The organism is Enterobacter sp. HSTU-ASh6 (assembly GCF_026319105.1).
GTDB lineage: Bacteria > Pseudomonadota > Gammaproteobacteria > Enterobacterales > Enterobacteriaceae > Enterobacter > Enterobacter sichuanensis.
On sequence record NZ_WSPD01000013.1, the window covers coordinates 57,861 to 71,086 of the forward strand.

Sequence of the window (13,226 nt, forward strand, 5' to 3'; positions counted from 1 at the left end):
AAGTCCAATATCTCTATAAAGGAGAAATAAGGACTGGCTATGTAATGTATATGGGAAATACATCCAAAGGAGCAACAAAGGTAGGTTTCGTTGGAACAAACTCTAGTGGAAATATAACAACTATTCACACGAAGAGTGGCAAAGATATCTGGAAAACACTTAATGGGGACGCCAAAGATACAACTATTAAATTAGTTCTAAGAGATGAGGATGGGTTGTAGATATGAAATATTATGCTAAAGTCATTGAAATCAATGACGATATAGATGAAGAGGTTTTGTTATCTTTTGGTGAAAATGATATTTATTGTTTTATTGCTTCTTGTCCATATGAAATTATTAAAGGGAATGTCTATCTTGTTGAAGTGGAACTTTCTTTTTTAGATTCTGAAGTTATCGAACCGCAATCTGAAAGCGATTTATCAATAATCAGGCAAGGAGATGATTTTTCATATGAAATTAGAGGATTTAAGATTGACGATAAAATAATTACCAATGGACTAGTTTTCAGTGATGGTTTATATATTCAAGAGTATGGTTATATCAATCATGAATATGTCTTAATAAAACCTGATAGAATTAGTGTTTCATTTCTTTAAGTTAATAAAAAAGCCGGATAAGAAATTAAATCTTCCCGGCTTTATTATCAAACCTGACCTGAACGGCGCGCCGCTGGAAGTGACCAACGAGCGCGGCGCGGTGCGCAGGAGCGGCCAGTACGGCAGCTTTAGCGAGATGCGCCATCAGAGCTAAGGGTTCTCACGGGTTGTGAACCGCACGGCGATGGCACACCAGCCGCTGCGCTATGCCGGGCAGTATGCTGACGGTGAAACGGAGCTGCACTATAACCTGTTCCGCTACTACGACCCGCAGGTTGGGCGGTTTATTGTGCAGGATCCGATTGGGCTGAATGGCGGGTGGAACCTTTATCAGTATGCGCCGAATCCTTTGGGGTGGATTGATCCGCTGGGTCTTTCATGTACTGGTACAAACAGACGACAGGCTTTAAATAAAGCGAAAAACACCGCAGGTATCCCACGCTCCCAACTGCCAGAGAGACAATGGATTGTTGGAAATGATAAGAGGAGAAGGGGAAGCACTAACTATCAATATTCAGAAGATCTTGGTTCTCATGGCAGATATTATGAATATACAGATACTCAGGGGTATAAAAAGGTAGTTGTTGAGCATACCGCCGATCCAAGGGCTCCAGGTCCACATACACATGCTGGAAAATCTAAACCAGGCGCAGATCCTAGAACCTATTATTTTAAAGAGTCTAGGTATCAAAAGATTAATGTGCCTTCAACTAATGATCATCATATTTATTATGACTAGTAGAATTGAAGAAAAATTAATCATGCATAGAGCAAAGGGATTTGCAAAAAGTATCGATGGGATTGACTCCTACTCTATCTCATTATTAGATGAGAAGGATTTTACTTGGCATCGTGAAGAATTAAAAAGAGTTAACTCAATAAAAAATGAGATTGAAGGATTTCATTTTGAACAACCGGTTAATGTAAAGGAATTGGTCGAAAAAACGATAGATATATTACATGTGGATAACGGGGATGCCTGTTGCTTTATCTATGAGGGTGTTGTCAGTGTATGTGTCCATGTGAACGATTTTCGCTTGTTTTTAGCAAGCCTTTTTAAAATAAATGATACTTATGGCATATTTCTCCTTTTTAAAGATCCAGACAGTGTTTTTATTATCAGTGATGACGAGCATTCTTTAAGGATATATTACAAAAAAAAGATTTAAAGTCGGGGGGCATCTCCCCTGTCAGTTAGTAACATGCTTAAAGATAGATTATTGATTTTGTTAATAGCTTAACCTACTTTCCTGTGGCAGGACTACCGCCTGCAGCGGGAGTGGCTGGATTACGGCCCGAATGAAGTCTAAATTCCGATTAGGTTGAATGGTGGGTGGAACCTTTGTCAGTATGCGCCAAATCCGTTGGGGTGGATTGATCCGCTGGGTTTAACATGTGGTAGTGCTTCTGGTAAATTACCAGAGTTGAGAGGCAAGTCTGTTAATCAAATTGGAGATATTCTTCCCAAAAATGGTTTCACTCAAACGAAAGTTAGTAATAATGCTGCAAAAAATCAGACATGGAACCATGTTGATGGTTCAGAAGTAAGAATTCATCCATATGGAAATCAATCAATGAATATGAGTAATGGTCAGTTAACACCTTAGTCTGGCCTAAACGCACATATACATAAACAGAATCATTTAGGTGATCAGTTAGACGATTTGGGTAATATTTCAACAGACCCTAATTTAACCCATATAGGTATCCGAAATCCAGCTGATTATCCTGTTGTCAGAGGTCGACCTCATGGGAGAGGTAGATGATTATGAGTATTGAATATCATTTGATTGTGAACAGTTTTCATCAAAATGATATCTTCATGGGAATTAAAGCTGCTTTCGAAAAAAGTGGTTCATATATGTTGAGTCATTCTTCAGATAATGCAGTAGGGTTTTCTATAAAAGGTTCTTCATCTGACTGGGGGACTGATTTCGAAATAACAAAGGAAAAAGATGATTTTTTTATTCAAATTCACTCGGGCAATTATAAGAAAATCCTGTCGGTAATAGAAGATTTTCTCAAAAATAAAGCAATCCCTTTTGTATTGGAAGAAGAGTAAATATATTCCGGGATTCTTCCCGGCAGTTGTTTAAGTTTTTTAATAAATAACTTTTTAGAGGCTTTTTTTAATTAATATGCTATCGCTGCGGTTGCGTGATATTTATGAAGCTAAAAATATAATCCATTCTCAAGTAAGTAATCTCACGTACTATGAATAGCAGGGGGCGGAATTACTGCTTACGGACTCATTTTTAAATCAGCAGAGCATTGGAACCCTATTAGAGCCAAAAAGATCGTAAATCAGATGAACTCTGCTATTAAATTGAGGAGTCCTCAAAAAACGTACATCGTTCGGCACAAATGCGCCAGCCATATTGCTATTCAAGACTGTACCGATAGGAGAAAAATGATGATTAAATTTGTAGATTCATCACCTGCAATATCTGTTGATGAGCTAGATAAGATTGAAGCTTTGCTGCGCATTTCTTTTCCTCGTGCTTTAAAGACATTATGACTTATAAGCAATGGCGGAATAATGGAGGAAGGTCGTCGTGTTTATCAAAGCGAACACTACGAGAATGATATAAAATATTTCTTGCCTATATTACATACTAAAAGATCTGGCATATTAACTGTTGATGATTACTATAAGGATTTAGTAGTTAACAAAAAAATTCTTGCAGAGAATTTTATACCATTCGCAATTGATGGAGGTGGGTTCCCCTATTGTGTTGGGATAAATGATGGTGCAGTATATTTTTGTGGTCTGGAAAATCAGGAGAAGATATATCTTGAGCCAAATTTTGAAATTTTTATAGGAAAAATAATTCCTCAAGATGAAGCATGGTGATATAGATTCTGTCTTTATTAAATTTATCATCAAAACCATGGAGGGCTCTTAATGACGCTCGATGATGAAATCAGGAAGGAAATATCTTTGCTTCCTGAACAACCAGAAATTGTAGATGACTGGGAACACATTGCGGATAAGTTATCCGATAGTTATAGTTGGGCTGGTTCAAAAATTGACTGGTCAAAGACCAATGCTCATAGGTCTTTAGAACTACATGGAGACTATAAGAATTGGTTGGTCGATATAAAGAGATTCATTCATGAAAATGATGTACATGATGTGATTTCAAAGAGTGATGAGATTTACTATATAAATGATTCGTCTCTTGACTTTTCAGTCAGATTGAATCCGGAGCAGTTCTTTTTGTTTCTTGATATGGCAATAGAAAATATCCCTCAGCATCATTACTTTTTTGATAGAAAAAATAAATGGTGTCTAGTAATAAGTACTGAAGGATATATTGACTTCGGTTTCTCATGTTCAGATAAAAAGTAATTGAAATGGGAGGTTCATCATCCCAGGACGTTTTAGGTAATGCTTTTGATTTGATAAAAAAAACCGGAGCAAGAGTCTTACGGTGATGGTGATGTCCCTCTAAGACTATTTTAAAAAGAACATTTGAAATTGTCTGGGCAGGTTCAGTTTCTGGCACATTAGACAATCATGAAATTTGAGAAGAGTCATATGTATTGGAATGGAATTGAAGGTGGTATTTTGTTTAACAAGGTTTTTAGTAGAGATGTTGAAGTGAATGAAATCGACATCTTTGATATTAAAATAGACCGCGAAGCTGCTACGGTAACAATATGTTTTGACCTTGTGAATGAATTGCCTGACAATCCTCCCCCAAAATGGGTTAAAGGTTATAATAGATGTAGGTGTGGTATAAATTGCAGTGGAGTAAAATTCTTAAAAATAGAAGGTATGTCTACGGATATGCCAGCAAAAATAGAAATACAAAAAAACACTCCCTATTGTGAAGTTATAATAAAGGGGGCAGACATTTTTTTAAATTTGAAATGTTCGCATATACAATTAATGGGACCTTCCGTATATATTAGTCAGTAAGTTAAAGGCCGGGATGAAATTTAAATTTTCCTGGCTTTTAAAATTTAAGGTTGGTTCAGTATAATGAATAATTATATCCTATTTCTTTAATGTGAGATTTATTTTATCTGTGCTGTGAAGCATATTGAAGGATGAGAGCTAGAATAATTAAATAGCCGAAAAATCAAATGTGGTTGAGGGGTTATGTTATCTGAAAGAATAAAGTCAATGAGTCAATCTCGAGGTTGGTGGTATGATGATATCACTCAAGAGTATAGTGATGCTTTGCTTTCTTTAGGTATTGACCTTTCTTCTGATTTTGCTCAATTTTATTTGCACGTTGAGGATGGGGCTACTTTTCATAGCAGGAATCATGAAATTTATCAGATCTGCTGGTTTGTTATAAATTCATCGTACCAACTTGATCTTAAGCGAACACATGAAATATTAAAAATACCAAGCGAGTACATTCCTTTGGATGGTTTTCAAAGTGAGGGTGGGTATTTTTATAACAAAAAAACTGGAGAGGTTTTATTTCTCAATGTAGGGGATACTTTAACTAAATTCTATCAGGGGGAATTAAAGCCTCAATGGGTAGACTTTAGTTCTTTCATTGAATGGTTTTTTGATTTAGATAAATGAATGAAATATGCCGGTAACCATTATGTTCCGGCTTTTATTACTACAACCAATTTTTCCCTAGTGTGGAGTATCTAAGATCAAGAAGTCATGACCTTAGTAAGGAAAGCTTATGCCTATTTCATGCGGTAAGCCTGCAAATAAAGATGAAATTAAAATTTTGGAGGGGGAATTCAAAATCCATTTGCCAGATGATTATAAACAATTCCTCAGGTTGAAAAATGGCTTTGTTGTAAAATCTCCGGATTTTTGTGAGTTAGAGTATGCAGGTGTCGATGAAGGGGTTATCGCCTTTTATGCCCTTTTTGGAATAAATATGAAAAATCCAAACCACGACATTTTTCGTCAAAATGAAAATTTTTTAAGTGAACTTGATTTCATTGATGATAAGTTAATTATTGGTGATGATCCTGGAGGTAATTTTTACCTTATATTAAATGGCAGTGAAAGCCAGGGGGTGTATTATTGGGACAGAACAAATCTACATGCTGAGGATGATATCCAAGAGTTTGAGGTCGCTGAGAAAAATGAGTGCGGCAATATCTATAAAATTACTAATAGCTTTACGGAATTTTACAAGAAAATTAGTGATGCATCTCTTGATGCAGGAATGAATGTAACTGTTGATTTATGATTTTTCAAAATAAAGCCATAATCAAAATATGATCATGGCATATTTTTTTACATTTAGATGTTAGTAAATAGATAAACAGTTATAAAAAGAATATCAGATATGCTTGTATTTTACCATTGGTAATAATGCCATTGCATAGAAAAAAGGCATTACACAGAAAGCGGCTCAGAATTTGTTAAGGGAAAAAATGCTTACTCCACATCATCTGAGTGCGAATACTATAATTCTAGTCCCAAGAGATCTTCATGGCAATGTGCCACATATTGGCTCCGCATCAGATATGAGGAGGAAAAGAAAATGTTGAAAAAATTAGAGCGCTTTGGAGCGAAACCGACATCATTACCATTAGATGAACTGAAAAAGAGTTTAAATACATTAGAAACATCAATAGGGCCAATTCCTGAAAGTTATCGTGCCTATTTACTTCATTTTGGCGTTTCTGTTCTTTTTGATGTAAATATTGTTTTCAAGGCGTTACAACCATCTCCGTGGTCTGATGAGCAAGGAAACGATACGCTTGAGTCTTTGTACGGCCTTGCAGAATCGGGTAAAGAATATACTGTCTTTGAAATGGCTGATACATACCGGAATGATTTTCATGATCAATGGTTACCGATAGGAGCCTCGTCTGCTGATAATCAAATCTGTCTTTGCCTCAAAGGAAGTATGTCGGGAGAGATTTGGTTTTGGGAACACGAGTCTGAGCCAATATTCAAGGATTCAGCAGTAATTTCAGGTCTGACGAAAATAGCAAATTCCTTCGATGAGTTTGTTGATATGCTCGCTGTTCAGGATGATAAAATAGATGTATCAGGTGTGATTAAAGTCGATCTTGATTTTTAATAAAGGAGTACTTGCGGTGATCCTGACGAAGCCGATCTATTGCTGTAAGGTGGGTGTAGCTGGTGCAGCAGATTACAGCATCAACAGCCGCTTCGCTATGCCGAAATATATGCTTTGCCTTTTAAAAATAGCAATTTATAAAAGATCGGTACGGGTACTATCTTAGGTTACTCTTAGAATACTAGCCATCTTAATGAACGCCAGACTTCCGATAAAATCTGTCAGGAGCAAAACGGTTCAAGATAAGGAGAACTGATGAGTAATGTTAAAAATCTTATTGCAGCGTGTATTAACTGCTATGAAGAAAATGATGTATTCACCATCGGAATAGGGGATGACATTCATGATCCAATAAACTTTATCATTATCGGACGATTCGACGAAGATGAATTACCCGTTAATGAAAGCATTGGATTCCAGAGTGAGTCAATGGAATATGAGTTAACAGACTCTATTCGTTCTGTTCAACTCACAGAAGAGAAACTTGTGATCGTGCCTAATGATGATGTCGCAAAAAAAATTGGCATCAGGGAATATCACGTGGTCATTCCTACAGCAAAAGATTCTAACACCCTTGGAAAGTATTTGAGGGAAATGTTTGATGGCAGTGATGTACCACTACAATTGCCGTAAGGTTTTACCCACTACATGGCTATCTTAGCACCCGTTCTTTAAAATGATGCAGGCGTGCCATTTCGAGTAGAGGGTACATGTGTTGAGCCAATGTTTAACGGCGAATAGGATTGCTACGTCACGTTTTTTGTTAATAAATAGAAAAATGCCATCCTAATCAATTTCATTGCCCAACAAATGCACTCACCGGCACGCCAAAACGCTTCGCATATCATCCAGCGTTAACGTGCGCTGTCCGTTAGGGATTCGACTCACCAGAGACTTCTTGCCTATCTCGTTTCCGAAATTGCTCTGAGTGGGCTGCACTACGGCTCCGGCCACGTCAGCGCCATCCGCTTCGGGCAGCAGCTGGTGACTGAGTTCACCCGCGACCGCCTGCACCGCGAGGTGCGCCGCACCCAGGACGCGGCGAGCTTTCCGGCGTCAGCGACACCCTGCGCTGTGAGGTGGACTACGGCTACGATGCCAAAGGGCGTCTGCTGAATGACGCGCTGGGCCGCCGTACGCACAAAATCGTCACCACGACGCACGGCACCACCGACACCCGCTTCCTATGGCAGGGCTACCGCCTGCTGCAGGAGCAGCAGGAGAGCGGGCTGTGCAGCACGTATGCATACGACCCGAATGAAGCCTGGAGCCCGCTGGCGCGGGTGGACCATCTTCGTGACCAGCGCAGCGGTGAGATTTATTGGTTCAATACCGATCTGAACGGCGCGCCGCTGGAAGTGACCGACGAGCGTGGCGCGGTGCGCTGGAGCGGTCAGTACGGCAGCTTTGGCGAGGTACGCCACCAGAGCGAAGGGTTCTCACAGCTTGTGAATCGCTTGGCGATGGCACACCAGCCGCTTCGCTATGCCGGGCAGTACGCTGACAGTGAAACGGGGCTGCATTATAACCTGTTCCGCTACTACGACCCGCAGGTCGGGCGGTTTATTGTGCAGGATCCGATTGGGTTGAATGGCGGGTGGAACCTTTATCAGTATGCGCCGAATCCGCTTATTTGGATTGACCCATTGGGCCTAGATGTCATTCGATTAAGGCACTATACAAGTAATCAAGGGTTTACTGGAATAAAAAACAGTATGGTAATCAAGGCTGCAGATCAGAATGCTGTTTTTGCTACAAGAACCAAAGGTAAGCCTTTAAGCATGGCTGTTGCAGCAGAAAAATTTAATATAAAACAAAATCACGCTAGAAATTATATCGACTTAGATATTGATGAAAGTCGTGTAGAATTCAGGAAAAAAGATTTAGGTATCGAAGAATATAAAATTAAAGGTGATGTTGTACTAGATAAAAGGACCACTAAGTTTAATAAGAGATGCTGAAATTATGAATAAAGACACGCAAAATATAGATGAATTAAAAGAGATCCTGACCTCTATGGAGGAAATTGTTATCGTAATAGATAAGATCGGATCTGGGTTTATTGAAGAAAATAGAACAGCATCAGCCCTTTTGCTTTTTTTTAATCAATGCAATGTTTTAGACAAATTATCTAAAACTAGAAAGTATCTTTATCGGGAGCTAGAGTCAAAAATATCTGCAGAGGAATTTGATGAATGGATAGAAAACGATTCACCTTTATGGAAGCCTCCTTATGATAAAAGTGAAGGAGAGATATTAGAGATGTTGAAAAACAGTAAAAATTAACCTAGTGATGGATATTTAAATTTTTCACTGGGTGGTTATTGCGATTGATTTTGAAATGAATAATATTTAATTCATTGGTTAATAAATATCAGGAGGATATTCAGCTCTCCTGACTTCTTAATATTTAATACATGTTCTATCCAATAATTCAGTATGTCCATTATTCCGCAACTACGACCCACAGGTCGGGCGGTTTATTATGCAGGATCCGATTGGGCTGAATGGCGGGTGGAACCTTTATCAGTATGCGCCGAATCCGTTAAACTATATCGATCCTCTTGGCTTAACTGCGACTGTTGGTCGCTGGATGGGACCATCGCAATATTAACAGATGCCTAATACAGGAAAGTAATACAAAGCTCAACAGGAACTACTCATGTTGCCTGCCCAGCTAATATAGTTGCTTTTGGTAAGCAGGCCAAGAATTGTGCGATATATGTTGAATTTGATGTACCGGAAAAAACATTTGTACCAACCAATGAAGGGTGGGCAAAAATAGTAGGGCCAGATTCTATTCAAGGGCGATTAGCTAAACGCAAAGGCTTGGAAGTTCCTGAAATGCCAACAGCACAAAATATCGCTATTAAAGGTGGGAAAATTAATGGGAAAGTTAGGAAAAGATGCTAAATAAATTTGAGAAATGGGTATTTCAGCATGGTGATTATATGCTTGCTCATAATAAAAATGAGTTATCCAATAGTGTAGTGGTAGATTTCGAAAACGAAAACTATATAGCAAGATTTACGGTTTGGGATGATTTTAGCTGTATGTCAGAAGTAATGGATGTAAATGCAGGTTCGTACAAACTAAATAAGCGAAATGAATTTTCAACATTTGAGGAGCTTCTGGATATATTTGACATTTTTCGAATGAATATACAATAGATTATTGGTCCGATAAGAAATATAACTCTCTTCAGAGCAGTATGATGATAAAACGGGCTGCACTATAACCTGTTCCGCTACTACGACCCGCAGGTCGGGCGGTTTATTGTGCAGGATCCGATTGGGTTGAATGGCGGCTGGAACCTTTATCAGTATGCGCCGAATCAGTTGGGGTGGATTGATCCGCTGGGATTATGCAAGACAGAATTAATGCTGGTGGAAAAAATCCTAATCCTCCAGGGCAGGGGTACCACAATGAGACTTATGCTCCTAAGCCAGTTAAACCAGAGGATGCCCTTAATCGTTGGGATGATTTCCCTGGCCCCGGCCCCATACAAATATCCATACAAGAACTGGATTACCAGACCCAGACCGAATCGTATCAGCTGACGGTAAGAGAAGTATCCGTTATGGTAACCATGAAATGAATAGTAAACCAACTAAACATCATTACCATGAAGAAACGTGGACATTAGACCCTGCAAATAATGTCATGAATGTTGATAATCTTGTTGTGAGAGTACCGATACTAAAATGACAAACATAACAGTAGTAAAATTTGATGGAAATAAAGTAGAGTTCACCTCACCTTTAGGCAATGGAGTGGCTGTATGGTGTGATGAACCACCGGAAGTAAGTAGTAGTTATAATGTCGAATTTGATGTAGATGACATTTTTAAATGGGGCTTGAATATTAATGATGTTTGTCAGGAGACACCTGAAATCAAGGTGGATGGTGAGGGAATGTTATTTATTTCTCAGGTCATCTCTTATGAGAGTGACGGAGTTTTAACTGTTTCATTAGGTGGTCAGATTATTTTTTTAGATGTTGAGGCCTACCCAGGTGGTTGTAAATATGTTTCGTTTTCAACAGCTATAAAAAATATCTCATTGTATCCTTTTGAAGTGTAGATTGAAACTGAGAAGAACTTACCTGTACCACTACTAAGACCTACAGGTTGGGCAGTTAATTGTGCAGGATCCGCTTGGGTTGAATGCAGGGTGGAATCTTTTTCAGTATGCACTGAATCCGCTGGGGTGTTTGCTCCGTGGGGACCATGTAATGGTAATATTGCCATAAGAGCGGTGACGCTTGGAAACCCGAGAGTATGTGAGCGGATAAAAAGCAATAAGTACAACAGCTTAGCATAAAATAACACCGGCCTAACATATTGCAGGTGCTCCGCATTCGCGTGACTCTTGGATTTCCTCCACCAGAAGCCAGGCATCAGCAGAGAATTTACAAACACCGTTTACTCGAAATGCTGCTGCGGCGCATCAGGAAGTATTGATTTTTGGTGAGATTCCTAACGAAGTCATCATATTTAAATAGGTGATTTATGTTATGTGATGTAAAGAAAAAAATAATTGATAATGGCTTTGTTAATAATGTCAGAATTAATATGGTTTTCAATGATGAACAGTATAATGACTTGGTTTCTAGTTTAGAGGAGGTTGCTAACTTATTGAAAAATAATGAGTCCATAGATAAAGAATTAGCTTTGTATTTATATACAATACCTCAAATGATAAGAAATGCGTATGCGAGTTTTGATAAAGTGGAAAACAAACCTTATTTGGCTTTTAAATTAGAAAATGCATGGATAGAGTTAGACTCGCTAGTAATAAACTGTTTAAGCTAAAAGAGTGAAGGCCGAATGAGAAATTCGCCCAGCTTTGATATGATATAACCCTTTCTTGAACCACAAACAAAAATATAATAATAATCCATCCTCTACTACGACCTGCAGATTGTGCGGTTTACTGTACAGGATCCGATTGGGTTATGTAGGGGATATGAAGTTAGAGGTAACAATCCATACCAGACGCAGGTTGATCCTCATTACCCCGGAAGACCTCATTATGCATTCTCAATAGATAACAGAACATTAGTATCAGGAATACTTATTTCAAACTGCGATATAAGAAAACACCAAGAATTTTGGAGTCAATAGTGTGATATGCATCGGGTTTCATAAGTAAAAGAAAATTAAATAGAATAAAAGAAGTGGGACATTTGCAGAAAATAGATGACATATGGATTAAAGCATTTCCTGAACATGTGAACTATAAAAGAGATACAATAATATATCATCATGCGGATTTTAGACCATATGCTATACCCGTATCTGGACGTACTCATATTGGCAGTGGCGATGTTTGGCATACGAAATGAGGGTAATAGTTATGTTGTTAACGATAAATGAAATTGAAGTTATGTTGCATGAGAAGTTTTCTCGTTTTAATGGAGAGATGGATGATTTGATTTTGAAAAAAAGAATGGTGCCTGCAAATAATATTAAGCATTCGGAGGAAGGTCTTGGCTTAAATTTCCCAAAGGACTTTATTGATTTTGTCAATAATTATGATATTGATAACTTCTCTTTGGGGAATTTATCTTTCGGCCATGGTGATGATTATTTGGAGAAAATAGTCAGGATTAACAGTGATGAGTTTAACCATTGGTGGATGGGCGAGCATAGACCAGATGGTGTGATATGTATTGCAATATCAGACCCTTATACTATCTTGCTTAATACTCACGATGGCAAAGTTTATGCTATTACTAGTGAACAAACTATGGATGGATGGGAATCGATAGCTGATAATTTTGAGCTATTTATCAGAGGTGTTGGTTCGCATTTTTTAAAAGCATGCCCGCTAACGGAAATTATAAAGTCAACAGGTGCAATCGATATTTCATTTTGGAATAATATCTAACGATAGTGTCTGGTGATAACTTATTTATGTCTGAACTTGGTGTGTGTTTTTTTGATACAATATCAAACTGGTGAAGAAACGGATTTCCTTAATTGATGGGATTTGGAATGGACATTAACTCATCCTTCGAATTCAGCGTTTTTGTATGGTTTAGTACGTGCGGAATCTTTTCCAAAACCGCATTTGAAGATCCTTTAGGGTAAAATTATCATGTATCTTTCTGATTCGGAAAACAAACTAACTATATATGAAATAAATGATTTCAATGCAAGTTTTGACGATCGTCTTCCCATGTCATTTCTTAATTTTTATCTTAAAAATAATGGCGGGTATCCTCATAATAATGAAGATGGTAATCCTTTTATGCTTGGTGGTTTTAACCCTATAAAATATGGTGACCTGCCGATTGAGCAACTCTATCATGACCTTGTTGAGTCGTTTGGCGAGTTAAGGAATATGGTTCCTTTTGCTTATGATGACGGGGGGAACTCTTTTCTACTATCTCTCAAACCTGATGATTCATTAGGGAAGGTTTTTATTTTTCTGATGGATGATAAAGAGGTTGAATTGGTTGCCGATTCGTTCTCGGAATTTTTAGAAGAATTGTTTTCTTGAAAGTAAAGAGGCAGTTTATAACATTCTCGACAGTGAGGTTGCTGTTATCGCAAACTCAAAGTAAGGTTCGTTTAAAATATTTAAATTCAGTCATTAATTTGA

General features: G+C 38.1%; 19 protein-coding genes and 5 pseudogenes. 23 read left to right on the top strand and 1 reads right to left on the bottom strand.

Annotation, left to right across the window (positions count from 1 at the left end):
* Positions 1 to 223 precede the first annotated feature (223 nt).
* The 13 genes and pseudogenes from GM298_RS16220 (at position 224) to GM298_RS16285 (ending at position 7,251) form a co-directional block, all read left to right on the top strand.
* Positions 224 to 598, top strand: coding sequence for a hypothetical protein (locus GM298_RS16220; protein WP_266154538.1), 375 nt, complete (start codon positions 224 to 226; stop codon positions 596 to 598).
* A gap of 55 nt (positions 599 to 653) precedes the next feature.
* Positions 654 to 1,337 (top strand): annotated as a pseudogene (locus GM298_RS23280) (RHS repeat-associated core domain-containing protein); the annotation flags it as partial.
* Positions 1,330 to 1,767, top strand: a complete 438-nt coding sequence (locus tag GM298_RS16240) for a hypothetical protein (RefSeq protein WP_266154541.1) — start codon at positions 1,330 to 1,332, stop codon at positions 1,765 to 1,767. The pseudogene GM298_RS23280 and the gene GM298_RS16240, both read left to right, overlap by 8 nt.
* A 144-nt stretch (positions 1,768 to 1,911) precedes the next feature.
* Positions 1,912 to 2,364: pseudogene (locus GM298_RS23360) on the top strand (hypothetical protein); the annotation flags it as partial.
* Positions 2,365 to 2,366: 2 nt separating this feature from the next.
* Complete coding sequence (locus GM298_RS16250) at positions 2,367 to 2,660, top strand: hypothetical protein (protein ID WP_266154544.1); 294 nt, start codon at positions 2,367 to 2,369, stop codon at positions 2,658 to 2,660.
* Between the two features lie 459 nt (positions 2,661 to 3,119).
* Positions 3,120 to 3,452: an SMI1/KNR4 family protein gene (locus GM298_RS16255; RefSeq protein WP_323138636.1), complete on the top strand. Its 333-nt coding sequence runs from the start codon at positions 3,120 to 3,122 to the stop codon at positions 3,450 to 3,452.
* Between the two features lie 51 nt (positions 3,453 to 3,503).
* The gene (locus GM298_RS16260; RefSeq protein ID WP_225288109.1) at positions 3,504 to 3,950 is read left to right on the top strand and encodes a type IV secretion protein Rhs; all 447 of its coding nucleotides are present in this window, start codon (positions 3,504 to 3,506) and stop codon (positions 3,948 to 3,950) included.
* A 189-nt stretch (positions 3,951 to 4,139) separates the two neighbouring features.
* A complete protein-coding gene (locus GM298_RS16265) occupies positions 4,140 to 4,523 on the top strand; it encodes an Imm50 family immunity protein (protein ID WP_266154548.1) in 384 nt (127 codons plus the stop codon).
* 207 nt (positions 4,524 to 4,730) lie between these two features.
* Positions 4,731 to 5,144 carry a hypothetical protein gene (locus tag GM298_RS16270; RefSeq protein ID WP_266154550.1) on the top strand — a complete coding sequence of 138 codons (414 nt, stop codon included), beginning with the start codon at positions 4,731 to 4,733 and terminating at the stop codon, positions 5,142 to 5,144.
* Between the two features lie 109 nt (positions 5,145 to 5,253).
* The gene (locus GM298_RS16275) at positions 5,254 to 5,775 is read left to right on the top strand and encodes an SMI1/KNR4 family protein (protein WP_266154551.1); all 522 of its coding nucleotides are present in this window, start codon (positions 5,254 to 5,256) and stop codon (positions 5,773 to 5,775) included.
* A gap of 187 nt (positions 5,776 to 5,962) precedes the next feature.
* A complete protein-coding gene (locus GM298_RS23365; RefSeq protein WP_142977828.1) occupies positions 5,963 to 6,079 on the top strand; it encodes an HNH endonuclease in 117 nt (38 codons plus the stop codon).
* Positions 6,073 to 6,618 carry an SMI1/KNR4 family protein gene (locus GM298_RS16280; RefSeq protein ID WP_266154552.1) on the top strand — a complete coding sequence of 182 codons (546 nt, stop codon included), beginning with the start codon at positions 6,073 to 6,075 and terminating at the stop codon, positions 6,616 to 6,618. The genes GM298_RS23365 and GM298_RS16280 overlap by 7 nt, the downstream gene beginning before the upstream one ends.
* 255 nt (positions 6,619 to 6,873) lie before the next feature.
* On the top strand, positions 6,874 to 7,251 hold the full coding sequence (locus GM298_RS16285; RefSeq protein WP_266154554.1) for a hypothetical protein: 378 nt from the start codon (positions 6,874 to 6,876) through the stop codon (positions 7,249 to 7,251).
* Between the two features lie 163 nt (positions 7,252 to 7,414).
* Here GM298_RS16285 and GM298_RS16290 read toward each other — a convergent pair.
* Positions 7,415 to 7,554, bottom strand: a pseudogene (locus tag GM298_RS16290) (transcriptional regulator); the annotation flags it as partial.
* A 422-nt stretch (positions 7,555 to 7,976) separates the two neighbouring features.
* Between GM298_RS16290 and GM298_RS23285 the strand changes: the two are divergent.
* From GM298_RS23285 to GM298_RS16345, 10 genes and pseudogenes are all read left to right on the top strand, one after another.
* Positions 7,977 to 8,579 (top strand): RHS repeat-associated core domain-containing protein, encoded by a 603-nt coding sequence (locus tag GM298_RS23285; RefSeq protein WP_416347241.1) that lies wholly within the window; start codon positions 7,977 to 7,979, stop codon positions 8,577 to 8,579.
* Between the two features lie 4 nt (positions 8,580 to 8,583).
* Complete coding sequence (locus GM298_RS16305) at positions 8,584 to 8,904, top strand: hypothetical protein (protein WP_266154555.1); 321 nt, start codon at positions 8,584 to 8,586, stop codon at positions 8,902 to 8,904.
* A 160-nt stretch (positions 8,905 to 9,064) separates the two neighbouring features.
* A pseudogene (locus GM298_RS16310) lies at positions 9,065 to 9,531 on the top strand (RHS repeat-associated core domain-containing protein); the annotation flags it as partial.
* A complete protein-coding gene (locus GM298_RS16315; protein ID WP_266154557.1) occupies positions 9,525 to 9,788 on the top strand; it encodes a hypothetical protein in 264 nt (87 codons plus the stop codon). The pseudogene GM298_RS16310 and the gene GM298_RS16315, both read left to right, overlap by 7 nt.
* 51 nt (positions 9,789 to 9,839) lie before the next feature.
* Positions 9,840 to 9,992: pseudogene (locus GM298_RS23370) on the top strand (RHS repeat-associated core domain-containing protein); the annotation flags it as partial.
* Positions 9,993 to 10,322: 330 nt separating this feature from the next.
* Complete coding sequence (locus GM298_RS16325) at positions 10,323 to 10,700, top strand: hypothetical protein (RefSeq protein ID WP_266154560.1); 378 nt, start codon at positions 10,323 to 10,325, stop codon at positions 10,698 to 10,700.
* A gap of 428 nt (positions 10,701 to 11,128) precedes the next feature.
* Entirely contained in the window at positions 11,129 to 11,431 is a 303-nt protein-coding gene (locus GM298_RS16330; RefSeq protein ID WP_266154561.1) for a hypothetical protein, read from the top strand.
* Between the two features lie 365 nt (positions 11,432 to 11,796).
* Positions 11,797 to 11,964: a hypothetical protein gene (locus tag GM298_RS16335; RefSeq protein WP_266154562.1), complete on the top strand. Its 168-nt coding sequence runs from the start codon at positions 11,797 to 11,799 to the stop codon at positions 11,962 to 11,964.
* 11 nt (positions 11,965 to 11,975) lie between these two features.
* Positions 11,976 to 12,509, top strand: a complete 534-nt coding sequence (locus GM298_RS16340) for an SMI1/KNR4 family protein (protein ID WP_266154563.1) — start codon at positions 11,976 to 11,978, stop codon at positions 12,507 to 12,509.
* A gap of 210 nt (positions 12,510 to 12,719) precedes the next feature.
* Positions 12,720 to 13,124 carry an SMI1/KNR4 family protein gene (locus GM298_RS16345; RefSeq protein WP_266154564.1) on the top strand — a complete coding sequence of 135 codons (405 nt, stop codon included), beginning with the start codon at positions 12,720 to 12,722 and terminating at the stop codon, positions 13,122 to 13,124.
* The last annotated feature ends 102 nt before the right edge of the window (positions 13,125 to 13,226 follow it).